The sequence below is a fragment of the Humitalea sp. 24SJ18S-53 genome (assembly GCF_050632385.1).
Lineage (GTDB): Bacteria > Pseudomonadota > Alphaproteobacteria > Acetobacterales > Acetobacteraceae > Humitalea.
Map to the genome: position 1 here is coordinate 1,983,266 of NZ_CP192599.1, position 23,369 is coordinate 2,006,634.

The 23,369-nt window shown below is 63.8% G+C and carries 14 protein-coding genes and 8 pseudogenes; 17 read left to right on the forward strand and 5 right to left on the reverse strand.

Features of this window, described 5'->3' with window-relative positions; translation table 11 throughout:
• Positions 1 to 141 precede the first annotated feature (141 nt).
• The 7 genes and pseudogenes from ACQW02_RS09585 to ACQW02_RS09615 form a co-directional block, all read left to right on the forward strand.
• Positions 142 to 381 carry a hypothetical protein gene (locus ACQW02_RS09585; protein ID WP_431285035.1) on the forward strand — a complete coding sequence of 80 codons (240 nt, stop codon included), beginning with the start codon at positions 142 to 144 and terminating at the stop codon, positions 379 to 381.
• 166 nt (positions 382 to 547) lie between these two features.
• Positions 548 to 859, forward strand: coding sequence for a hypothetical protein (locus ACQW02_RS09590; protein WP_431285036.1), 312 nt, complete (start codon positions 548 to 550; stop codon positions 857 to 859).
• A gap of 62 nt (positions 860 to 921) precedes the next feature.
• A pseudogene (tnpB, locus tag ACQW02_RS09595) lies at positions 922 to 1,203 on the forward strand (IS66 family insertion sequence element accessory protein TnpB).
• A gap of 1,221 nt (positions 1,204 to 2,424) precedes the next feature.
• The gene (locus tag ACQW02_RS09600) at positions 2,425 to 4,209 is read left to right on the forward strand and encodes a type I secretion system permease/ATPase (RefSeq protein ID WP_431285037.1); all 1,785 of its coding nucleotides are present in this window, start codon (positions 2,425 to 2,427) and stop codon (positions 4,207 to 4,209) included.
• Complete coding sequence (locus ACQW02_RS09605) at positions 4,206 to 5,576, forward strand: HlyD family type I secretion periplasmic adaptor subunit (protein WP_431285038.1); 1,371 nt, start codon at positions 4,206 to 4,208, stop codon at positions 5,574 to 5,576. The genes ACQW02_RS09600 and ACQW02_RS09605 overlap by 4 nt, the downstream gene beginning before the upstream one ends.
• Positions 5,577 to 6,205: 629 nt before the next feature.
• Positions 6,206 to 6,652: pseudogene (locus ACQW02_RS09610) on the forward strand (helix-turn-helix domain-containing protein); the annotation flags it as partial.
• Positions 6,651 to 6,758 (forward strand): annotated as a pseudogene (locus ACQW02_RS09615) (IS110 family transposase); the annotation flags it as partial. The pseudogenes ACQW02_RS09610 and ACQW02_RS09615, both read left to right, overlap by 2 nt.
• Before the next feature lie 378 nt (positions 6,759 to 7,136).
• Here the strand turns inward: ACQW02_RS09615 and ACQW02_RS09620 are convergent.
• Positions 7,137 to 7,382, reverse strand: coding sequence for a hypothetical protein (locus ACQW02_RS09620; RefSeq protein WP_431285039.1), 246 nt, complete (start codon positions 7,380 to 7,382; stop codon positions 7,137 to 7,139).
• A gap of 113 nt (positions 7,383 to 7,495) precedes the next feature.
• Here ACQW02_RS09620 and ACQW02_RS09625 point away from each other — a divergent pair.
• A pseudogene (locus ACQW02_RS09625) lies at positions 7,496 to 7,710 on the forward strand (IS701 family transposase); the annotation flags it as partial.
• A 237-nt stretch (positions 7,711 to 7,947) separates the two neighbouring features.
• On the opposite strand, the pseudogene ACQW02_RS09630 reads toward ACQW02_RS09625, so the two are convergent.
• Positions 7,948 to 8,241 (reverse strand): annotated as a pseudogene (locus ACQW02_RS09630) (transposase); the annotation flags it as partial.
• A gap of 377 nt (positions 8,242 to 8,618) precedes the next feature.
• Here ACQW02_RS09630 and ACQW02_RS09635 point away from each other — a divergent pair.
• The 5 genes from ACQW02_RS09635 (at position 8,619) to tnpB (ACQW02_RS09655) (ending at position 13,302) form a co-directional block, all read left to right on the forward strand.
• A complete protein-coding gene (locus ACQW02_RS09635; protein WP_431285040.1) occupies positions 8,619 to 10,331 on the forward strand; it encodes a class I SAM-dependent methyltransferase in 1,713 nt (570 codons plus the stop codon).
• Entirely contained in the window at positions 10,328 to 11,365 is a 1,038-nt protein-coding gene (locus ACQW02_RS09640) for a rhamnan synthesis F family protein (RefSeq protein WP_431285041.1), read from the forward strand. Before ACQW02_RS09635 ends, ACQW02_RS09640 begins: the two co-directional genes overlap by 4 nt.
• The gene (locus tag ACQW02_RS09645) at positions 11,362 to 12,402 is read left to right on the forward strand and encodes a hypothetical protein (protein WP_431285042.1); all 1,041 of its coding nucleotides are present in this window, start codon (positions 11,362 to 11,364) and stop codon (positions 12,400 to 12,402) included. The genes ACQW02_RS09640 and ACQW02_RS09645 overlap by 4 nt, the downstream gene beginning before the upstream one ends.
• A gap of 292 nt (positions 12,403 to 12,694) precedes the next feature.
• Positions 12,695 to 13,078 (forward strand): IS66-like element accessory protein TnpA, encoded by a 384-nt coding sequence (gene tnpA / locus ACQW02_RS09650; protein WP_431285043.1) that lies wholly within the window; start codon positions 12,695 to 12,697, stop codon positions 13,076 to 13,078.
• Positions 13,075 to 13,302 (forward strand): IS66 family insertion sequence element accessory protein TnpB, encoded by a 228-nt coding sequence (gene tnpB / locus ACQW02_RS09655; RefSeq protein WP_431285044.1) that lies wholly within the window; start codon positions 13,075 to 13,077, stop codon positions 13,300 to 13,302. The genes tnpA and tnpB (ACQW02_RS09655) overlap by 4 nt, the downstream gene beginning before the upstream one ends.
• On the opposite strand, the gene ACQW02_RS09660 is transcribed toward tnpB (ACQW02_RS09655), so the two are convergent.
• On the reverse strand, positions 13,203 to 13,595 hold the full coding sequence (locus tag ACQW02_RS09660) for a hypothetical protein (protein WP_431285883.1): 393 nt from the start codon (positions 13,593 to 13,595) through the stop codon (positions 13,203 to 13,205). The genes tnpB (ACQW02_RS09655) and ACQW02_RS09660 overlap by 100 nt on opposite strands.
• A 167-nt stretch (positions 13,596 to 13,762) precedes the next feature.
• Entirely contained in the window at positions 13,763 to 19,450 is a 5,688-nt protein-coding gene (locus ACQW02_RS09665; protein ID WP_431285045.1) for a Calx-beta domain-containing protein, read from the reverse strand.
• A 163-nt stretch (positions 19,451 to 19,613) separates the two neighbouring features.
• Between ACQW02_RS09665 and ACQW02_RS09670 the strand changes: the two are divergent.
• Together ACQW02_RS09670 and ACQW02_RS09675 are read left to right on the forward strand one after the other, a co-directional pair.
• Positions 19,614 to 20,102 (forward strand): annotated as a pseudogene (locus tag ACQW02_RS09670) (transposase); the annotation flags it as partial.
• A gap of 394 nt (positions 20,103 to 20,496) precedes the next feature.
• A pseudogene (locus ACQW02_RS09675) lies at positions 20,497 to 20,849 on the forward strand (hypothetical protein); the annotation flags it as partial.
• Positions 20,850 to 21,051: 202 nt separating this feature from the next.
• Here the strand turns inward: ACQW02_RS09675 and ACQW02_RS09680 are convergent.
• A protein-coding gene (locus ACQW02_RS09680; RefSeq protein WP_431285046.1) for an IS3 family transposase occupies positions 21,052 to 22,187 on the reverse strand; the annotation gives its coding sequence in 2 pieces (ribosomal slippage) (positions 21,052 to 21,920 and positions 21,920 to 22,187; 1,137 coding nt in all).
• A gap of 329 nt (positions 22,188 to 22,516) precedes the next feature.
• Here ACQW02_RS09680 and ACQW02_RS09685 point away from each other — a divergent pair.
• Together ACQW02_RS09685 and ACQW02_RS09690 are read left to right on the forward strand one after the other, a co-directional pair.
• On the forward strand, positions 22,517 to 22,681 hold the full coding sequence (locus tag ACQW02_RS09685; protein ID WP_431285047.1) for a hypothetical protein: 165 nt from the start codon (positions 22,517 to 22,519) through the stop codon (positions 22,679 to 22,681).
• A 16-nt stretch (positions 22,682 to 22,697) separates the two neighbouring features.
• A pseudogene (locus tag ACQW02_RS09690) lies at positions 22,698 to 23,052 on the forward strand (transposase); the annotation flags it as partial.
• Positions 23,053 to 23,369 lie beyond the last annotated feature (317 nt).

Genomic DNA, 23,369 nt, shown 5'->3' on the forward strand with positions numbered 1-23,369 from the left:
CGAGGCCTTCGAGCAGCATCGAGAGCTGCGTCGCGGTCATTCAACCTTGATTAAGTATGTCTATGTGAGTGTACCGAACGGCTTGGCTGATCCCGCCACGCCACAGTCGCCCCAAAAACTTGGGGCAGGAGGACAGGCAAAATGCTAACGGAAATCCAAGATCACGTCGGCGGCTCTTACTCCGACGTTTCTGATCCCTACGGCGGACTCGCCTGGAGCGGTTCCGATGCGGCTTGGCTGGCGGTGCTGCGGGCGGATTGGGCCATCCCCGCGGACTTCGAGTTGCCCTGGAGGTTGGCCCAAGGTCTGTCGCCGATGACCCGCGGTGGGGTCGACCCCGGCGCGTCGTCAACCGCAGCCGACCTTGCCGCCGCGGCCTGACTGCGAGGTGACCCGCGGCCCCGCACGGTCGGGCCGACAGCCGGGCGGTTAGGGCACAGGAGACGGGTGCGCCCGTGCCACCGGTAGATTAATCTCGAAACGAAGAAGCGCCCCGCCGTTGCTGGCGGGGCGTTTCCTTGGCGCCGACGGTGTTAGGCAGCGGATCTTGGCCGAACTCGACGAGCCCGGTGCAAGGTTCAACGAGGTGGCGCGTCGGCAAGATGTCAGCCGTGGCTTGCTGTGGCAGTGGCGGGATGCGCGGCTGCGCGGCAGGCTTGCGGCAGATGTAACGGCCTTCTTTCCGCTGCGCGTCATATCCGAGTTGGCGGAACCGACGCCACAGACGGCTTGCCCGGATGCTGACGGCGAGACGGACGAGCGCATCGAGATCGTGCTGGCTGACGGCACCGCGCTGCGCGTGACCGACCGGATCAGCACCACGGCCCTGCGTCGCATCCTGGCGGCGCTGCGCGGATGATCCTGGTTCCGTCCGGCGTGCGGGTCTGCTTGGCGGTCGGCCACACCGGCATGCGCCGCGGCATGAACGGCCTGGCGCTACAGGTGCAGCAGGCCCGGTGGCGTGATCCCCATATCGGCAATCTCTACATGTTCCGCGGACGCCGCGGCGACCTGGTCAAAATCGTTTAGAATGACGGGCTCGGCAAATCGCTCTATGCGAAACGCTTGGAGCGCGGCCGGTTCATCTGGCCCTCGGCCGCCGACGGATCGGTGTCGATATCCGGCTCGCAGCTGGCCGATATGCTCGATGGAGTTGACTGGCGGAACCCGCAGCGGAACTGGCGGCCGGAGGTCGCAGGATAGATCAACGCCGCGGCGACTTGCGACTACCTGCCGCAGGCGGTCTGTGATTCCATCATCGGCATGACGCCGCCGGACAGCCTGTCCCACGATATCGAAGCCCTGCGCGCAGGGCTGGCGGCAGAGAAACCGGCTCGGCGCGAGGCCGAACTGGAGGGGTGATCAGGCCAAAGACGCCGCTGCCGCCTGATCCGCACCGCGCCGCCGCCCTCGGCGGATGCTTACGGCACACAGCGATCACGGCGGTCGTCAGCATCTCGTTGACGATGCGTCAGTCGGCGACGTCCATCCACGAAGCGGTCTCGGCGCAAAAGACGACGTTAGCCGCTAATGTAGGCCGCGCCCCGCCCGCAGGACGCTCTGGGATGCCGCGATTGCGGCGAGGTAGGAGGGGCCCGCGGCCGCCCACAGGGCGCTCACCCGCGACGCGGCGTCCTCCACGGCCCAGGTGAGGATCGCGCTGGAGATGACCTCCGTTCCGCCGTCAATCACGATCCGACCAGCTTGCCGCGCCGAGTTTTGCTCTCGCGCCAGTCGCACATCGAACGATTGATCGCCAGATTGATCCTTTGGCAACCCCTGCGCGTGCATTGTTTGGAGCGTCGTAATGAACGGGGAAGGAGCGCCCAGTGAGCAGCTAAGATGTTGAGATTCTGGCAGTCAGGATGTGGATATCGAGGACGGCGCCTACTGATGGGCTGCCAGTGATGGTTGCCGAGCTCGTCGACCCGGCCAAACGCTTCGATAGGGCCGGATTTGAGCGCATAGCTGGCCTTCTTGTTGGTGCCACCTCAGGTATTGTCGAATCTCAGATCAGCATTGGAAACTTTATTTACGTCTCGTCCAGCTGGCCCGAGGCAAACGTCCTTTAGGACGCTTCCCAAGTTATGTGTCAAGTGGATGTTCAGATCCACGCTTGAAAGATATTTAAAATATCAAAAATAGACCCCATTACAAAAGATGTTCTTTGATCATAGTTATTTAATATTTTCGATCAAAAATATCAAATCAACAATATTGTGGTGTTTTTTAATTTAAAAAAATTTTACATTCACAATATTAATATATTTATATTACTCAGAAAATTAAAATAATAATCAATTACGCGCGTTAAGTCAAAATACATATCGCTGACTTCAGAAAATTTCTCTTGGAGGACATGATGCAAGCGTTATTAGGGCAGGTTCAGCCCGCCAGCACCCGTTGCCCCCAGGGCGGCGTCTGATGGCGCTGGCCGCACGCGCAGAGCCGATGGGCCAGGCGCCGATGATGCCGCTGAGCCGGGCCGTGGCGTCCTGTCGCCGGCAATTGTTCTCGGTGGGGCTGTTCAGCGGCATCGTGAACCTGCTGCAGCTGACCGTCAGCCTCTACATGATGCAGGTGTTCGACCGCGTGCTGGCGACCCGCAGCATGGACACGCTGTACTTCCTGACGCTGATCGCGATCCTGGCGATCCTGGTGCTGGCGCTGCTGGAGGCCGTGCGGTCGCTGATCATGCAGCGGGTCGCCGCCTGGATCGAACAGCGCGTGGCCCCCGAAAGCTTTTCCCGCGCGATCGAGGCGCAGTTGCGCGGCCGGCCCTACCGGATGGAGGCGCTGCGCGACCTTGCGATCTGCCGCGGCTGGCTTGGGTCGCCGGGGGCGCTGGCGCTGTATGACGTGCCCTGGGTGCCGGTCTACCTCGCGGTGATCTTCCTGCTGCATCCGGTGATGGGCTGGATCGCGCTGGCCGGTGCGGCGCTGTTGTTCGCGCTGACCATGGTGAACGAGATGGTCACCTCCCACCTGTTGCGGCAGGCGAATACGGCCGGCATCGCCAGCCAGCGCCGCGCCGATGCGATCGGGCGCAATGCCGAGGTGATCGACAGCATGGGCATGGGCCCGGCCGTGATGCGCCGTTGGCGCGAGGCGGTGGCCGAGGCGGTGCCGCCGCAGACCCTGGCGGCCGATCGCGGCGCGATGATGACGGCGACGACGAAGTTCATTCGGCTCGCGGTGCAGATCGGCATCCTGGGGGTCGGCGCGTATCTGGTGCTGATGCAGGAACTGACCTCCGGCGCCTCGATCGCGGGGTCGATCATCATGGGCCGGGCGCTGGCCCCGGTGGAGCAGTTGATCGGTGGCTGGAAGGGGCTGGTGTCGGCCCGCCAATCCTATCGCCGGCTGTCCGGCTTCATGGCGATGCCGCGGCTGCGCCCGCCGGGGATGCCGCTGCCGGAACCAAAAGGCGCGCTGAGCGTCGAACGGGTGACCTTCGGGCTGCCGGGCATGGCCATGCCGATCGTCAAGGGCGTCGCCTTCGCGTTGGAGCCTGGGCAGTCGCTGGCCATCATCGGGCCGTCGGCGGCGGGCAAGACCACGCTGATCCGGCTGCTGATCGGCGTGACCGCGCCGACGAGCGGCGCCGTGCGCCTGGATGGCGCCGATGTGCATACCTGGATGCGTGAGGATTTCGGCCGCCACATCGGCTACCTGCCGCAGGATGTGGAATTGTTCGACGGCACGGTGTTCCGCAACATCGCCCGCATGGCGGAATCCGAGCCCGAGCCCGTCTTCGCCGCCGCCATGCTGGCCGGTTGCCATGAGATGATCCTGCGCCTGCCCGATGGCTACGACACCGAGATCGGGGAGGGCGGGCAGCATCTGTCCGGCGGCCAGCGCCAGTTGATCGGCCTGGCGCGCGCCTTGTTCGGTGCGCCCAAGTTCGTCGTGCTGGACGAGCCCAACAGCAACCTGGACGGTGACGCCGAGGCGCGGCTGGTGGGCGCGTTGGAGAAGCTGAAGGACCAGGGCACCACGGTCGTGCTGGTCAGCCACCGCCCGATTCTGGTGCAGGGTGTCGACCGTGTATTGCTGATGAAGGATGGCGCGGTCGAGATGTTTGGGCCGCGCGCCGATGTGCTAAGGCAATTGATGGGCGCGCCGCGCCCGACCTCGGCGATCGCCGCCGTGCCCTCCGCGGGCCGGCCTCCCGCCACACCCCCCGCCAGCAAGGAGGGCGTGGCATGAGCACCGCCGAGATCGTGGCCCAGCGCGCCGCCCGGCTGCCCGCGCTGTCCCGCCCGCTGCCGCCGGATATCGTGCTCGACACGCCGGGGCCGCGCACGCGCGGGGCCAGCCTGTTCGGCCTGGCCGTGGTGGTGCTGTTCTTCGGTGGCTTCGCCGCCTGGTCGGTGATGGCGCCGCTGGCCGAGGCCGCGATCGCCGCGGGCTCCATCCGCAGCGAATTCAGCCGCCGCACCATCCAGCACCTGGAAGGCGGCATCGTGCGCGAGATCCTGGTGCATGACGGCGACCGGGTGACGGAGGGCCAGGTGCTGGTCCGGCTGGATGACGCGCAATCGGCCGCCAACCTGGAAACCATGCGCGCCAGCCGCTGGTCGCTGCTGGCGCAGGATGCGCGGGCGCGGGCGGAACTGGCCGGCGTCAACGCCATCGCCTTCCCGGACGAGTTGTCCGCCAGCACCGATGTCCGCGCGATGGAGGCCGTGGCCGGCCAGCGCGCGCTGTTCGAGGCACGGCGGGCGTCCCTGCTCAGCCAGTTGCAGGTGCTGGAATCGCGTGCGGCGCAGCAGAATTCGGTGCGTGCCGGCGCCGCCAGCCAGGTGCTGTCGGCGGAAACCCAGTTGCGCTCCTTCCGCCAGGAAGAACGCGATATCGCGCCCTTGGTGGGCCAGGGGCTGATCCAGCGGCCGCGCCTGCTGCAATTGCAGCGCAGTGCGACCGAACAGGAACAGCGCATCTCCGCGGGCCAGGCCGATATCGAGCGCGCCGCCGGCGCCATCGAGGAGGCGCGCAACCAGGCGCGCCAGATCGAGGACCAGCGGTTGCAGGAAACCGCGACCGAATTGCGCGACGTGCGCACGCGGCTGAACGAGGCCGAGGAACGGCTGCGCATGGCGCAGGATGTCTCGACCCGGCGCGACATCCTGGCGCCTGAGGCCGGCACCATCATCGGGCTGAAGGTCTTCAACATCGGCGCCGTGGTTCGCGCCGGTGAGCCGCTGATGGAACTGGTGCCGGCGCGCGACCGCCTGGTGGCGGAGGTGCAGTTGCAACCGACCGATATCGACGTGGTCTATCCCGGGCTGCAGGCGGAGGTGCGGCTGCCTGGCTTCAAGCAGCGGCTGGTGCCCTTCCTGCATGGCCATGTGACCCATGTGGCGCCCGACGCGACCTTTGACGAACGCAGCAGGGCCTTCCACTACCGCGTGCTGGTCAGCATCGACCCGAGCCAGTTGGCCGGCCTGCCCGGTGTCACCCTGGTGCCGGGCATGCCGGTCGAGGCGCAGATCCAGACGGGCGAGCGGTCGTTCCTGCGCTACATGATCCAGCCGGTGCTCGACAGTTTCCACCGCGCGTTCCGTGAACAGTAATCCGATCTCTGCGGGTAACCCGGGCAAAACCCTGGGCGTTCAGGCGGAGGCGCGCAGCCTGACGAGGTCTGGCAGGGCGGGGACGATGGCGGTGCCGGCAACGCTGAGCCGGTGTCCCAGAAGTCCCAGAAGCTGACGCCAAGCTTGGCGCAGGTCTTGGCCAGCCTCAGGAAGGCATCGCGGCAGTCGCGGCCGGCGGCGCTGTGCGTGCCGCCGCTGATCTTGCGCTTGGTGACCTGGCAGCGGATGTCGGTCTTCGAGCCGTTGGTGTGGAGCGGGATTTCCGGTCGGGCCCTGCGCCCGACCCCGTCCATGACACCATCACACTGAGGGACGACCGCCCCCGCCAGCTACTCTGGCGACCTGCCCGTTACCCCATCTGAGCAACGTTCATCTTGTTGTTCTTGGCGTGTCGGCTTCGGCTGAAATGGGCTTCGGCTGCGCCTTGTGGGGAAGGGAATTCGTGCTGTCCGTCGCCACCGCGGCGGTTCTGACGTGTAGGAGTCTTGACGTGATCTGACGGTCGGACGGAATCGGTGGGGTCGGAGGCCGGGGCGCGAAGCCCAAGGCGTAGCGCAGCGCCCCGGCCGGTTCACCGGAGAGACCGCCATGACGATGACCGAGCGAAGGTGATCAAGGCCAAGGTTGGCCTGCTGGAACTGGCGAAACAACTGGGTAGCGTGACCCAGGCCTGCCGGGTGATGGGCTATTCCCGCGACAGTTTTTATCGCTTCCGCGATCTTTACGAGAAGGGCGGTGACCTTGCCCTGGCCGAGATCACCAAGTCCAAGCCGAACCTGAAGAACCGGGTCGCCCCCGAGGTGGAAGCAGCCGTGGTGGCGATGGCCATCGACGAGCCTGCCTGGGGCCAGGCCCGCGCCGCGAATGAGTTGAAGAAGCGTGGCACGGATGTCTCGCCCTTCGGGATCCGCAGCATCTGGCTGCGGCACGACCTGGAGACCGTGAAGAAGCGGCTGCGCGCCCTGGAGGCCGGGATGGCCCAGGACGGCGGCGTGCTGATCGAAAGCCAGTTGGTGGCGCTGGAGAAGGCCAAGGCCGACAAAGAGACCAATGGCCGGTCCGCTGTCGTAATGGCTCCATGCGGCGCTGCGGACGGCCGGCTTGCCGGTCGAACTTCTGGAAACCCGTCACGTGCGCAGCGTCGTCAAGATCATGCCGGTCATGCGCAAGGCCAAGGTGGCGCTGGCCAGGAAGCTCGCCGTCGTGCTGCACCGCATGTTGGCGGATGGCACCCACCAGGGGCGCTGGTGCTCTGGCAAGACCCCGATGCAGACTTTCTCGACAGCGCCGACATGGCACACGAAAAGCAGAACCTGGCGAGGGTCGCATAGCGGTCCCAGCCGACAGTTGCGATCCGGCGGACCTCTACCACGCCTGATCGAACCGATCTATCAGATCAAGTCGCTACTTCTACAATTCACACCTCCCCAACCAAAGGCCAGAGACAGTGAATCACTTCAGCGCACACACGGCGAGGGGATTGTCAGCAGCCTGCCAACCGACCGTCAGATCAATTCGCGAATTCTACACTTAATGTTTCTACTGCGAAGAAATCATTGCGCTTCGCGCGGTGGTCGCCAACATCTCCGCAAGTTTGGCGGCCTGTTGAGGTGAAAGTAAAAATTGGTCAAATTTACTTTTTGCGGCCAAGTCGTTCATGAGAACGCTCTCTACCCGAAGCATCACCAATGGCCCCTGTGAGTAGCCCGACGCGACGCCCGCAGCAAAACTAACAACCGGATCGAGCTGGATTAGTCCGTCTGCGCCAAGATCCCAATCGCTCACTTTTGTGCTCTCCTACTTTGCCGAAACTGAGAATGATTGCTGCGCATGCTCATGTGCAAGTCCCCATTTGGTAGAATCGCACAGCTAAAGCACCGCGCCCAAGCGCTCGCACCATAGACCGTGCGCGATATCTGCCCAAGGCCTGAACAGACGACAATGCTCGGCTGGCGGCGGCCTAAGTGCCGGAGGCCCCGGGTTTCGCCACCAAACCGGGGCTGGCTGTCGGCATGATCAAACGAGCGATTGTGGCAAAAGCGTGAGGTTCGCCTGGGTCGTGGCCGTCAGCGTCTGTGGTGTGGGCGATGTAGAGATGGCTTTACGTCGTGCGGGAATTCGCCGCTCTGCCCGGCCCGATGCGGACGAGGGGCGCCAGAGGGTGTCGGCATCCCTGGTGACTGTGGCGCACGAGGGGATGGGCGGCGGGCGCTTGGCGGAAAATATTGACTCCTTAGCGGCCGCGTTGACAGCGAGGTGGAAGGACAGATTCTTGCCCGATCAGGCGCATCGGCTGGGGTACTGCGCCAGCCACGCTGCGGCTGGCGCAGTTGGTGGGCGCGCCACGTCCGACACCGGCGATCGCCGCCGTATCGGACCAGTCGACCTTGGCGATCAGATGGTGCAGCGACTAGTGGGTCGCCTGGGCCCGTCCGAGCTCGAGTCTGGCTGCCGTCGGCTCGATGCTTTTGCGATCGCCCTGCAGCAGCAGTCCGGCGCAGTAGCGCCGAATCGGTGATACGCGGTCGGCATGGCCAAGGGCTGCGCCAAGTGCCTCGATATAGGCCGTAAACCGCGATTCACTGTCGCCCAGTGAGAAGGAGAGAGTCACGCGCCGTCTATACGCGTGAGAAACTCTACGCATACGAAAGCAGCAAAGAATTGGGCAAGCTTTTTATGACGCAGTAGTATTTAGGGTGAAACACGAATCTTCTGACTCTCTATCCAGATTCTCAGCTTGGGCGGCTGCTTCGTGTTAAGGTTCCAATCTCTATGCGATGGCATGCGGGCATGCGACCCGAGGCCACGTCGTCACGCATAGCCAAGCGCTCACAGACGCCGACCGACCGGGGCCGACGCGGGCGGTGATTCGCCCACCCGCCATCGCCTGGGACCGGCCGGGCCTTGGCACCACACGCAAGGGGTGGTTATCAACACGCAGAACCTGTGGCCCAGCGTCTTGCCCCGCGGGCCGGTGCCCTGGACCGCTTTCCGCGACGGCGAGCCTTAATGGATATGCATATGACCTCGCTTCATTGGCAGACGACGCAAGCCCCGAACGGGCCGTCTCTGTCCTGCCCGAATTGCGGCACCAAGATCGCCCGGCGGCCGGTCTTGCGGGCCGCTGCGCCGCGCGGCGGGTCCTTTGTGCTGCTGGCCTGCGATGCCTGCACCGCGCGTTTCTTCGAGGATCTACCGGTCGGCGACTATGGTAATGATCCGCCGGGTGGCGGCGCGGCGCTCGCCTTCTATCTGCAGCAGGGCGCCAACATGGGCGGGATGGCTGTGCGCTTGGCCGCGCTGGGCCGCCCGCCAGGCACGCGCTACCTGGAAATCGGCTGCGGTTTTGGCATCGGCCTGGACGTCGCGCGCCGCGCGCTCGGCTGGGACGTGCTGGGCCTGGACCCATCACCTTTCGCCGCGGTGGGGCGCGACCTGCTCAGCTTGCCGATTGAGCCACGCTACCTGCTGCCCGACGATCCGCTTACCGAGCAGTTCGACGTAGTGTATGCCTCCGAAGTGCTTGAGCATGTCGCCGAACCGCTCGCCTTACTGAACACGCTGCACCGCGCGCTGCGCCCCGGGGGCACGCTGGTGCTGACCACGCCGGCGGCGGAGTGCATCACCCCCGGGACCAGCGAGGGCCTGCTGGTCCCGCTGCTTTCGGCGGGCTGGCACGTGGTGCTCCAGACTGCCGAAAGCCTTGCGATGCTGCTGCGTCGCGCCGGTTTTGTCACACTGCGCGTTTGGCGGGAGGGGGCTCAGCTTGTCGCCATCGTCGGTGCCCCGCCGCGTGGTATCGAGGGCGACCGCAGGCCTTATCTAACTTGGCTCAGGGCTGCCTCGGCGGCGGTGCCAGCAGGCTCCGATCTTGGCCTCGGCCTGGGGGCGCGGCTCTATCGGGAATGCGCGAGCGCGGGTGATACGACCGGCGCCGCCTCCGCCTGGGCCGTGCTGGATGCGGCGGTGACCGCGCGCTTTGGACGCGGTCTCGAAAGCCTGGCCCACGATGGGGCGCCCTGCGCGCCGACGCTCGAGGAGCTCGTGCTGCGGGAGCCGGTCTGCATGGGCGGGATCTTGCTGCACCGGGGGCTGGATGCCTTGCAGCGCGGAGAGCCGGCCGAGGCCCTCCTTTCTAGCGCCGCCACCGCTGCCCTGCGGTTGCGCACGGCGCTGCGCGCCATCGGGTCTGACGATGGCGATGCCGAGGAGGTGGGCTTCGCCGCGGAGAAGGCGCTGATCATCTTGGCCGCCTTGCGCGGCGAGGCCGGGATCGCGGAGCGCATCACGGCGCTGGTCGCGACCGGCGGCCAGCGCCATGCCGTGCTGGCCGCCCGGGGATGCTTCGTCCCGCTGGTGAACGGCGGCGCGCTGAATGAGGCACGGCGCATTGACGCGGCCCTGGGGCGGGACTGGCACAACATCGACGATGCGGCGCCGATCTCACAGGCCGACGCATCGATCGCCTATTGCCGCGCGGTGCTGGAACTGCAGACCCCCGATGGCCGCTGGGATGCGGCGCGCGACGGGTTGCGGGCGCTGCGTGACGCGCTGCTGCGTGGCTTCGCCGCCGGTCAGAAAAGCCCCGCCACGGTCCTGTACTGGCCGGCGACGGAGGCCGAGGCGCTAGCCCTGCGGCTGACGGGGGACGATACGCAGGCTGAGGCGCTGCGCGATTCGGCGCAAGCGGCGGTGGCCGAAATCGCGGGGTTTCCGTGCAGGCCCTTATCGTGAGTGTGTTCCGGCACCAGATGCGGCGGGCCAGCGCGCTCTCGAATAGGCTGTGGCGTGGCGTCTCCGCCGATGTCGCGTTCTGGCTGGCGAAGGGCGATACCGTGCCCTGCATCCGCGAGACCATCGCGGGCCGGGGACCGTTGAGCGACAAGGTCTGCGTCTTCGTGCATTATGATGGCGGCGGCGTGCTCCGCGCCCATGCCCGCCGCTACCTCGACGCGCTGACCGCCGAAGGATTCTGCATCGTCTTCGTCAGCAATTCGCCGCTCTGCGCCGAAAGCCTGGCGCATTTGACCGGCCGCTGCGTCCGCATCCTGCTGCGCGACAATCGCGGCTATGATTTCGCCGCCTATCGCGATGGCATCTTCAGCCTGGACATGGGCGCCGACCGCCCCGCCATAGTCGTACTGGCCAATGACAGCGTCTATGGCCCGGTATCGCCGCTGTCCGCGCTTTTCGATGGCATGGACTTTGCCGCCGCCGATGTCTGGGGTGTGACCGACAGCTGGCAGACTCGCTACCATCTGCAAAGCTACTTGGTCGCCTTCGGCCCCACCGCGCTAGCCAATCCGCGCTTCGCCGCGTTCTGGCGCCAGGTGCGCAACGTGCGTTCGAAATGGGCCGTGGTGCGCCACTACGAAATCGGGATGACGCAGGCGATGCAGGCGGGCGGCCTGCGCTGCGCCGCGGTATTCGATTACCAGAACCTGATGCGGCGCGCGGAGGCGATCCTCGATGCCGCCGCGGAAGAGGACGCGCCACCGCGGCACTCGCTCGGCGCGCTGATGTTGCACGCGGCGGAGCGCGCCGAGCATGCCGCCCGGATGCGCATCGCGATGAATCCCGTGATCGATATGTGGCTGATGCTGGCCGAAGCCGGCGGACCCTTCATCAAGCGCGAACTGCTACGCGACGATCCGACCCGACTGCACGATCTGGTTGCTTGGCATCGCATCGTGCAGTCGCGCGCCCCAGCGCTATACCGAGAAATGATCGAGGACCTGAAGCGCGTCATGCGCCGTGCGGCGCCATGAGCGTCCTCGCGTTGCAGGATCTCGGGGCGCTCCGCAGCGGGGCGCCGCGGGCGATGCCGCGGGCGCTGCACGGCCTCGCGGTGCACTCGCCCTTGGCCTACCTGCATCGCGCGTCGCAGGTCGCCTTCGAACTCGGCAGTGCCTGCGTGCTGGACCGCCTGGCACCGTTGCGTGGCGGGGTGGAGGAGGTCGCCGAAGGGCACCGCCCGTCGCGTGGCGGCTCCCTGGCGCTCTATCTGCACTGGTCAGCCAGCGGGCGGATTTCGGAGATGGTGCGGCGCCAGGTCGCGATCTGGCACGGTTGCGGCTTTGACGTGGTCTTCATCAGCAATGCCGATCCGCCGGACGAGGACTGGGCCGCGATCGCCGCGAATACGGTGCTGCGAGTCCGCCGCCGCAACACTGGCCGCGATTTTGGCGCCTGGCGCGATGGGGCCGCCGTGGCGCTCGCCCGGCTGCCGCGGCCTACCGAACTGCTGCTGGCCAATGACAGTGTGTTGGGACCGTTTCGTCCGCTGGCCCCGCTGGTCGCGGCCTGGCGCGCCGGCGGGGAGGGGTTGTTCGGCATGACCGGCAGCCTGGGTGGCGGCGCGCACCTGCAATCCTATGCGCTGCTTGCGCGGGGCGATGGGGCGGTGACCTGCATGCTGGATCACCTGGCCGGGTTGCGCGACAGCCGCAGCAAATGGCGAACCGTGCAGCGCGGCGAAATCGGTTTGACCCGGCGCATGCTGCGCGACGGGCATCGCTGCGCTGCCCTGTTCGGCTATGACGCGGTCTGCGCCGCGGTCGATGACACGGCGCGCATCGCCTTAGGCCCTCGCTTCGCCGGAGGCCCACCTTGGCGCTACCCGCTGAACCCCACGCATCATCTGTGGCGTGTCCTGGTCGAGAAGATGGGCTTTCCCTACCTGAAGACCGAGCTGGTCCGGCGCAACCCGGGTCGGCTGCGCGAGGTCGCGTCATGGGCCGAACTGATGCCGCCGGCCGAGGCGGCGCTGATCCGTGACCACCTGGCGGTGATCGCGGTACCGTAGGGGCAGCGGGCCTCGCGCCGCGTCGCATCCCGCAAGGCTTGTCGGAACAGCCTGCCGAACTGCGCCGGAAGGACCGCCACTCGCGCTGGACGGTGAAGTTCAGCAAGGCCAAACCGCGCGAGGAAGGGGCGCGGCAGGTCGATCTCGCGGTGCCGACCTTTGTCACAAGTACGTATGTCCTACCCCGTCGTACCCATCCGGCGAGGGCCGCCTACCGCGATAGCGCTGAGCCTGTCTTTTGATCTTACGGGCGTTCTTTCGAGCGCCGTTAAGGGCAGAGGGTAGTTGCGGGATGGAGATCATCACTGGCGTCGAGCGGCGCCGTCGCTGGCGGCCTGAGGAGAAGCTGCGGATCCTGGCCGAACTCGACGAGCCCGGTGCCAGGTTCAACGAGGTGGCGCGTCGGCACGATGTCAGCCGTGGCTTGCTGTGGCAGTGGCGGGACGCGCTGCGGCGCGGCAGGCTTGCGGCAGATGTAGCGGCCTTCGTCCCGCTGCGCATTGTGCCTGAGTTGGTCGGCCTGGCGGACCCGGCCTCAGCAGCGACTTGCACGGACCCTGACAGCGAGGCAGATGCCCGCATCGAGATCGTGCTGGCTGACGGCACCGTGGTTCGGGTGACCGATCGGATCAGCACCGTGGCCCTGCGTCGCGTTCTGGCAGCGCTGCGCGGATGATCCCGGTCCCCTCTGGCGTGCGGGTCTGGCTGGCGGTCGGCCACACGGATATGCGGCGCGGCATGAGCGGCCTGGCGCTGCAGGTGCAGCAGGCGCTGGGCCGCGAACCCCATGCCGGCGATCTCTACGTATTCCGCGGACGCCGCGGCGACCTGGTGAAAATCGTCTGGCATGAGGGGCGCATCCGCATGGTGAAGGTCGCTACGGGCGATGTCCGGGCGTGACTGCTCGGCCAGCAGCACAATTTTTTTTTTTTGAAGCTCAGCCCTTCGGCGTGCAGAAACACCCACACGGCGCGGCGGTCCGTCTTGATGCCGCGCGCCGCCAGTTCCGCCGTCAGGCCGCGGGTGGTGAACGGACCCGCGGCGACACGCGCCTGCAGCCAATCCGCACAAGCGTCCACCAAGGTCCGGGGCTTGTGGCCGCCCATCTGGTCAGGTGTCGGCGCCCCGGTCTCACGCAGCCGCTTGCGCCATTTCGACACGCAGGATGGGCTGATCTGGAGCGCCTCGGCGATCGCGCGGGTCGTCTCGCCAGCCTGGGCGCGCTACACAGCACGTTCTCGAAGATCTTCGGAATAGCGGCGCATCCGTGCTGGCCTCCGCCCAGCACAGACGTTGAATCAGAGTTCGCCCCGTTTCGGAAACCCGATTCCGCAGAAAAGCACCACGCTCTAAATTGGGCTTATCCGATAAACCAAAGCAGCCCGTCGAATTCAAACGGCGCCGGTACATCGGCCGCACTCTTGCCGGACCAAGTAACGCTAGTTTCGATCTCGCCATCGCCGTTCAGGTCAGCACGCATCGTAACCCCTTTGAAGTCGCCCACCCCATCGGAATCAACCCATGTTATGCGGGAGGCGCCGGGCTGCCATCCCCAGATCGAAAGCTGCTCCCCCACCTCCCAATCGGCGATGGTGGTCCAGGTCACGCCGCCCCCTCGGCCGTCAGCGAAGAAAGTGTCTTGGCCCGCACCGCCGCTGAGGAAGTTGGAGCCCAGGCCGCCGTCGATCACGTCATTGCCGGCGCCACCATTGGCTGCGTCATCGCCGCTGCCCAAATTCATGAAATCATTGCCGCTAGTACCGGCGAACACGTCGCTGGCATCACTGCCGAGCAACTGGCGTTCCAGGCCGGCGACAGGTCCGACATAACTGCTGCCCAGCAAAAAATAGTTGTCATCGACCGTGGAGGCGCGGAACAAACCGCCCAGATCGGGAAGCAGTTGTACTGTACCGTCCTGGGTTGTGATGCTTTCGCGGCCGATCAGGGTGCGGTTGTCGAACGATTCTGCCTGAACCGACAGGAAGCCATGGCCCAAGTCGCGGATTTTCAGCATCCACGGGGCTATGTTGAAGTAGGGCGCGTCGAAACTTGTCCCGCCATTCGGTTCATCACCGCCACTGTGCGGCACCGGAGCTGGCGCCGCCACGTCATCGTTAATGATCGTCCCGGTCGCCCTATTGATGCTAAGCACTGTCCCGACCGTCGGCGATGACAAGGTGAAGTTGAAGCTTTCGTCGGCCTCGACTGCGGCGTCACCGACCACATTAACGGAGACGGTTTTGATCGTCTCCCCTGCCGCAAAGGTGACCGTACCCGTTGGTAGCACGGCATCGACAAAGTCCGCCGCGACCAGCGTACTGCCGGATGTCGGCGAGACCGTCCAGTTCGCACTGGCTGTGCCTGAGGTATTGCCTCCGCGCGTCACGGTGAAGTTGAACAGCGTGCTGCCAGAGTTACCCTCGGCCGCGTCGACCGTGCTGCTGCTGCTGAGGATCGCCAAGTCATCGTTGATGATTGTGGCATTGGAGCTGGCGGTACCGATGCGCACTCCGCTAGATGGCGCGGTGAGAGTGATATTGAAGCCTTCGTTCGCTTCAACATGAGTGTCACCGACGACATTTACTGTGATTGTCTTACTGGATTCACCGACTTTAAAAGTAACGAGGCCTCGTGGGAGATCCCCTCCCAGAAAATCGGACGCGTTAGCTGCGTTGGTGCCGCTGCCTATGACGAACCAAGTGGCGTGGTGCTCCACCGACAGATCGCCCGCTCGATTCACTACAAAGGTAAAGGGGGTGATGCCACTCTGGCCTTCGGAGTTGCTTGCGCTGCTCGTCGCCATGGACAGCGTTGCATCATCATTCAAGATGCTCCCCGCTGCTGCTGCTTTGGTGATACTAGCCCAGATGGATGGGTTGGACAGAAGAAGTTCAAAATCTTCGTTCGCTTCAACGAGCGTGTCTCCGACGAGGTTGACTGTGATGGTCTTGCTGGTCTCACCGACGGCAAAACTCACAAGCCCGCTGGGGAGAACTCCTTCCAGGAAGTCGGAGGCGCTGGCCGGGTTGGCACCGATCCCCGCGACCGACCAGGTCGCGCTATGATCTGCCGATAGATCGCCGATGCGGTTCACAGTGAACGTGAAAGGCGTGCTGCCGCTCTGGCCTTCGGAGGTTGTTGAGTTGGCCACTGCGACAGAAAGTTGAGCTAGTTGCCCCTTCTTGAAGGTATTATTTGATAGGTCCAAAATGCCATCGGAAAATCTAATGAACTCGACCCCATCGACTACGTCCTTCCAAGATCCCTTCGTGATTTCATAGTGTCCGTCAGGAAATTTAATCCACGATGATGATGTTGAGGCAAAATTATAGACGATCGTATCGATACCGGCGCCACCATCTATCGTGTCATTGCCAGAACTGCCAATAATGGTGTCATCTCCAGAGTCACTATAAATATAATCGTTCCCATCTCCGCCATCTATGACTTCGCTGCGGGTGGCCCCGAAGATGTTGTCATTGAACCGTGATCCGCGTACGTTCTCGATAGACGCGTAGACATCGCCAGCTGCATCTCCCGTATTGATGCTACTTTTTGCTAGCGAAACGGTGATGCCTTCGCTTGCTGTCTCATAGGAAACCGTATCAATACCTCCGCCACCACTTAGCTGATCTGCACCTGCCCCCCCAATCAGTAGGTCGTCGCCGTTGCCACCTTCGAGACGATCAGCGGCAGCCGATCCAACGAGCGTGTCCGCAAAACGAGAGCCCCGCAGAATTTCGATGCCAATGTAGACATCGCCTGCAGCATCTCCGGTGTTGTCGGAGGGCTTCGCAAGCGAAGCGAAGATGCCAAGCTCGGATGTCTCATACGAGGCGACATCACGCCCGCTTCCACCATCCAGCTTGTCTGCCCCGGCGCCACCGTAGAGTGTGTCGTCTCCGGCACCCCCTTCAAGCCGGTCATCTCCGGAGAGGCCATACAGGTTGTTGTTCTGGCCATCACCAGTAAGCCAGTCGTTGAACGATGAGCCTTCGAGGTTCTCGATGGAGATATACTTATCTCCAGCGGCATCACCTGTATCGCCTGCAAGCGCGCTCAAACTTGCTTTAACACCGGTCGCGGAGTCGACATACGAGGCGATGTCGGAGCCAGCACCGCCGTCCAATACGTCTCCGCCAGCACCCCCGGTCAGCGTGTCGTCACCGTAGCCCCCCTCTAGGCGATTGTCTAAGCGGTCGCCGCCAAGCCAGTCACCATAAAGCGAGCCGCGCAAGTTTTCGATCGAGACATAGCTATCGCCCGATGCATCTCCAGTGTTGATCGACGCATCCCCGAGCGAGGCTTTAATAGAACTGTTCGATGTTTCGTAAGATGCCCAGTCTACATTCGATCCCCCGTCCAATGTATCGGCTCCCGCCCCGCCAATGAGCACGTCATCTCCAGCGTAGCCCTGGATGTAGTCGTCCAACCGGCCGCCGACCACTAGATCGGAAGCGCTCGACCCCGACATGGTTCCCGCAAATCCGAGGGTCTGGTAGGATAAAGATGAAATGAACTCGGCCTTGGTCAGGCTCCCATCATCCAACCATCCAGCCAGGTTCGTCAGCGCATCTCCGCTTAGCGAGGCGCCGTAGATCCGCGCGGTCACCGCCGCTACGAAGGAGGCGTTGTCGATGCCGTAAGCAATCGATCCGGGCTGGATCAACAGCCCTGCGGTCAGATCAGCAAGGCTCTCTCCACCGAAGCGGACGCGAGCAGTCATCTCGGCAAGGTCGTCCCGGTTTGCCGAGATTCCAAAGATGATCTGGTAGAGCCCATTGATTTTCGAAGCCGTCTCATCGAGCACGAAGACGCCGAGGTCCGTGATCGGCGCCCATTTTGCACGACCGGCTTCGCTGCTTGCGAGATAGTCCACCAGCCAACCGGTCAGCCCATTCCCATGCACCTTGAGGATGGCAACCCATTCGGAGAGGGCGGGTTGCGTCCCTGTTGCGGACTTCCAAAGATTTTCGATTAGCACTGGACGTCGGGATGCGGCATCCGCTTCCGTTATGCCGACAATGTCGCCAATAAATGACTTGAAGGCATTTGATTGGACCAGGTCCTGCGCCAGTTCCAAAGTGCTATAGGTGCCTGTATTGATCTGTTTGATGACCTGGGACAGAACAAAGGTGTCTGGGGCTTTTCCTGTGGTCGTCAAGTAAATTCTGGTGACTTGAGCCGCCAGTTCGGAGCGGCCGAACACGAGATCGCCGTCGAGATAAGCGATCTTCTCGATCTCTTTGAATGTCAACTCGCCAGTTGACGTCCGAACCGTCCCGCTGCGGCCACCTGTCGACGTGGCGGATTCCAGCGCCAGGGCCGCGTCGGCGCCCTGCCACCACGCTGACAGACCCAAAGTGTCAGATCCTGCGCCCGCTTGAATCTTATCGCCGCCGCGCGCCAAAAAATAGTCGTCGAGGGCGGTGCCAACCATGGTCTGCGGCGTCTGGTGCCCCAGGAAAACGTGGCCGGAAGACGGCGTGTGGTCCACATTCAAGGCGATGATCGGCTTCAGTCCGAGAGAGGCTCGCCAGACCATGGATTCGTTCAACGTGTTCAGGACAGCCGCGATGCCGTCTACGCTTGTAAGGAAGGGCTTATAGGAATCAGCAGACGAGGACGGCGAATTGTGCCCGTACACGATCTGGAACAGGCGATCTCCAAGCTCGCCAGGGGTCAGACTAGCGTTCCTGGCCGCCCATTCGTCCGACTTGACGATATCCGCAAACACGGCTTTTGCAGAGATCCCTTCAAGATCCATGGCTTCGCCAAATCGCTTAAGTTCCTGATCGGTCGCAGCACGCCCTAGCGCAAGACGGAACATGCCATCAATCTGCGTAGTGATGTCACTACGGGTGAAGGTGTTGGTCTGTAGATCAAGCACACCATCCAAGAATCTGACTTTCTCGACCCCTGTGAAATGGATGAATGTATCATCGCTCTGGAGCATGCCCTCCTGACCGCCATCATCATTCAACTGAATCGTGTTTGGGCGGTAGTTCAGGGAATACCCACCAGAAGTGAACTTGTGGTCGAAGACGATTGTATCGACTCCTTGGCCGCCCAGTACGATGTTCTGGCCTGTACCGGCATCCAGTATATCGTTGCCCTGACCGCCGCTCAGGGTGTCGTCACCTGCTCCAGCGATCTGCCAGTCACGGCCACCGATGCCGACAATGCGCTCGTCCCCATCGCCACCAGTACTGACCAGCCCCCCTTCGGAGCCTGCCATCTGCCGCCATTTCACTGGTGCGCTATCTTGCTCTTCTTGAGTTCCGTAAATGTACCCCAGAGCGTTGATATCGAGCGGCCTCAGACCCGCGATACTGATCGCCCCCAACGGATCAAGAGTGTGGCTCATCACCGTGTAGGCGCGATTTTCCTGATAGGCAGGAAGTAAGAATTTTCCTGCGAAGGGATGATTCATCCCGATCGCATGGCCGAACTCGTGAAGGAGAAACTGAAAGCCTTCGTTGCCGGGCCGGAAGTCCATTTTTTTGTAAAAATCGAAAAATTTTCCGTTAATCCAGATGTCGCCTGACAAATCCGTGGGCCCGGGAGCCCACACTGCGCCAGGCTGTTCGGTCGTAGCTGTTTCAAAGCGCCAGTTGATGTCTGCCTTTGTCGGGTCGTCTACATACACAAGCTCGATGCCCGTAGCTGCGCTATGGGTGGCGGCTGCGGCGTCAATAGCAATTTTGATGCTTTGCCAATATTCGAACATCTCCCCGGTCGTATTCCACGACGCTCCAGTGACTAGTCCCTGGTAATTCGAAGCCGTCGTCGCAAAGGAATATGTTACAACAGTCGGTGTCGCAAGCTTTCCGCCGGTCCAATAGGCCGCTGCCCAGCCCTCATAAAGAAGACTTGCCACCTCATGCGGCGCAGTTGTCGGATTATATTCAGAATTCTTGATGGCTGGATCATTTTTGTAGGCGTCGGATTTTTCTATGTAATCTCTCATCTGCGTACTACAGCCGCCACACCCAACGCACCCGCCATCTGGGCAGAAAGCCATCTCGAAACCAGCGAAATCTGACATGTGTGCTGCCTTTTATGCATAACTCGACGAATCGAGTTCACCCAAGGCGGACAATTTCATGAAAATACTTACCGTATGGTTTACTCTAACAGGCTGCTGAAATTCGTTCTGCCTGCTCGGCTATGGACTTGATTCGCTGTTTTTGCTGATCGGCAGGGGGCAGATGCGGGGCAAGGACGAAGTCAGGGGATCGCTGCTCAGCTACGTCGATCTTGAGCTGCGGATCCGCCCCGACCACCCGCTGCGGACGATCAGCGGCATCGTGAACGCGGCGCTGGTCGAGATGTCGGGCGAGTTCGACGTGCTCTATCCGCCGACGGGGCGGGATTCCATTCCACCGGAGCGGTTGCTGCGGGCGTTGCTGCTGCAGGCCTTCTTTTCGATCCGCTCGGAGCGCCAACTGGTCGAGCAGATCGAATTCGACCTGCTGTTCCGCTGGTTCGTCGGCCTCGACGGCCGCACCACCCGCCATCCCGGCTATGCCGTCAGCCAGCGGATCAGGAAGCGCATCGAGGAGGCCTTCGGCTGGGCCAAGACCGTGGCCGGGTTGCGCAAGGCCCGCCACCGCGGCCTACCCAAGATCGACTGGCAGTTCACCTTCGCTATGGCGGCCTACAACCTCGTTCGGCTGCCCAAGCTCCTCGGGGCCGCTCCGTCGAGAGCACCGAGGGACACCCGCTGCTCGGCAAGTGGCGGATCACCAGCATGGAACTCTGGGACGCCGCATTCATCGACCTCCTCGGACCCGGCGACATTCAATTCGATGCAGACGGCGGCGGCGAGTTCACCTTCGGCGCCGTCCAGGGCGGGATCGACGGCCACGGCGGCAGCCAGAGTATTCACTTCACCTGGGAGGGAAGCGACGAGATGGACCACGCCTGCGGCGACGGTGACGCCCAACTCGAAGACGATGGCACGCTCACCGGCGAGATCCGCTTCCATCGCGGCGATGAATCCACCTTCACCGCACAGCGACGGTAGCTTTTCAGATGGGGTAACGGGCCGGCCGTCGGCGTAGCTGGCGGAGGCGGTCGTCCCTCAGTGTGATGGTGTCATGGACGGGGTCGGGCGCAGGGCCCGCCCCATGCATCATCGAGGAACGACCATGGATCACTATCCCGGGATCGACGTTTCGCTGGAACTTAGCAGCCTGTGCGTGGTGGATGCCACCGGGCAAGTGGTGCGCGAGGCCAAGGTCGCGAGCGAGCCGGAGGCGCTGGCCGCCTGGCTGAGCGGCGTGGGCGTCGAGCTGACACAGATCGGGCTGGAGGCCGGTCCGCTGTCGCAATGGCTGCATGCGGGGCTGCGGATGGCGGGCTTGCCGGTCGAGCTTTTGGAAACCCGTCACGTGCGCAGCGCCTTTAAGATCATGCCGGTCATGCGCAAGGCCAAGGAGGCACTGGCCAGGAAGCTCGCCGTCGTGCTGCACCGCATGTTGACGGATGGCACGCCCTTCAGAGGTGGTTCGGTTTCTCGCTACAGCGTTTCGGTTCCGATAAGTGGATCTCCTGCCGGTTGATAAGCACGTCTTGCCGATGCCGTGGTGTCGCGCAGGGCGGGCGTAGCCCGACCGGAGTGACGCTACGGCGTCGGCGGCTCCCTCATGCTGCCATCCGCTGCGGCAGATGGTAGAGATAGGCCTGCTCCGGCGTCCGCGAGCCGAGGCTCGAATGCGGCCGTCGGCGATTATAGAACTCCAAATACCGCCCGAGCGAGGCGCGCGCCTCGCTCACGCTGTCATAGGCCTGCAGATAGACCTCCTCGTATTTCACCGAGCGCCACAGCCGCTCGACCAACACGTTGTCGCGCCAGGCGCCGCGGCCGTCCATGCTGATGGCGATCGCGCGGTCCAGCAGCAGGCCGGTGAACGCCGTGCTGGTGAACTGGCTGCCCTGGTCCGTGTTAAAAATCTCCGACTTGCCATGGCGGGCCAGCGCGTCACCGACCGCGTCCAGGCAGAATTCCGCCTCCAGCGTGATCGACAGCCGCCAGGCCAGAACCCGCCGGCTGAACCAATCCACCACCGCCGCCAGATAGACAAAGCCGTGCGCCATCGGAATGTAGGTAACGTCCATCGCCCAGACTTGGTTGGGACGATCCACCAGCAGGTTACGCAGCAAATACGGGTAGATCTTGTGCCCAGGCGCGGGTTTGGACGTGTTCGGCCGGCGGTACAGCGCCTCGATGCCCATCCGCCGCATCAGCGTCGCCACGGCCATGCGGCCGATCGAGATACCCTCGGCGCGCAGCAGGTCTCGCAGCATCCGACCGCCCGCGAAGGGGTGCTCGAGATGCAGCGCATCGATCCGATGCATGATCGCCAGCCGGGCCGCCGTCACCGGGCGGGCCGCGTAGTAGAGGCTGCTCCGGCTCAGGCGCAGCAGGGACGCCTGCCGCGTCAGGGGCAGAATATGTCCGCGGTCGATCATCGCTTTGCGCTCAGCAGGCCGGCCTTGCTGAGCGCGCCGGATAAAAAATCCTTTTCCAGCGTCAGCTCCCCAATCTTGGCATGCAGCAGCTTGAGATCGACCACAGGCGCCACGTCGGTCGCCGCGGCGCCAGGGCCGAACACCCCGGCTGCCCCCTCCTGCAACTGCGCCTTCCAGGCCGTGATCTGGTGCGGGTGCACGTCGAAGAGCTTCGCCAATTCGGCCAGCGTCTTCTCACCCTTCAGCGCCGCCAGCGCCACCTTCGCCTTGAAGCCGGCACTGTGCGTCCGGCGTGTTCGTTTCGTCATTATCGCTCCTGATTCGCGGCACACTCGCCGCTGTCAGGCAGAATTTCCACTTATCGGGCTGTCCGAATTTCCCGAGCCACCTCTCATGTCAAAACTCATAATATTCAGGCATGTTGGAGAATAGCCGCCAGGGCCTTCTCGAGGTCTTGCGCGCCTTACGCCGCTCACAGCCAAATGTTCGAGTACGTGAGCGACGCCACTCCCGTGACCTCTAGCGGGCCGCACGACAGCCCCAAGCGGGGCGCGCCAGAAATCGAGGCGCAGATCCTTGCCCTACGCCTGGTTCATCCGCGCTGGCGCGACGGCTGCGCGAACTCGGCGTCCAATCCGTGTCCGCCCCTTCCGCGGTGACCCAGCTGCTGTGCCGCGCTGGCCTGATCGACCCGTCCGAGACCGACCGGTACCGCGCCGGCACCCGCCACTGCCATCCGCTGACCGTGCTGGGCGACCATTCTCCCTATGCCCTGGGCATCGCCGCCAGGACTTGGGGTTAACCCGTTTTCATGGAGACCGCGGGTGCATGCTGAGCTGCAGGTCGACGACACGGCGGTCGCCCGCAAGCGTGTGGTGCAGCTGATGCGCCACGCCGGGCTGCGAGGTGTCTCCCGCCGTCGATTTCCGACCACGACACGTCGCGAGTTGACGCACACGCCGGCCAACGACCTCGTCGGCCGGGGTCTTCAAGGCGTCAGGGCCGAACCTGCTGTGGGTGGCCGACATCACCTACGTGCCGACGGCGGCAGGCTTCCTGTTCCTGGCCGTTGTGCTCGATGCCTGGTCCCGACGCATTGTCGGCTGGGCGATGGCAACGGACCTGCGAACGCGCCCTGTCCTCGACGCCCTCGACATGGCCGTGACCACCAGGAGTACGACAAGGAGGCCCTGCTGCTGGCGCAGGCGCCGAAGTTCGAAGCGGGGCAGGTGCTGCTGCCGCGCGAGGCGTCGTGGCTTGCGACGTATCTGTCGGAATTGCTGGCCGTTTCCGAACGGCGCGCACGACGACCCGGTCGATAGCACGTCGCAAGCGTTGAACTGGTTGTCGCGGAAGATCGCTGCAGGCACATCATGCCGTCGGCCGGACCCTAGGCGGCCGTCCGGGTGAGGGGCGACGGCAGCGTGGATGGCGTCAAGAATGAGGAGGTCCTCGGCGTTGCTGCAGCCTGCTCCTGCGGCTTTGTGTTC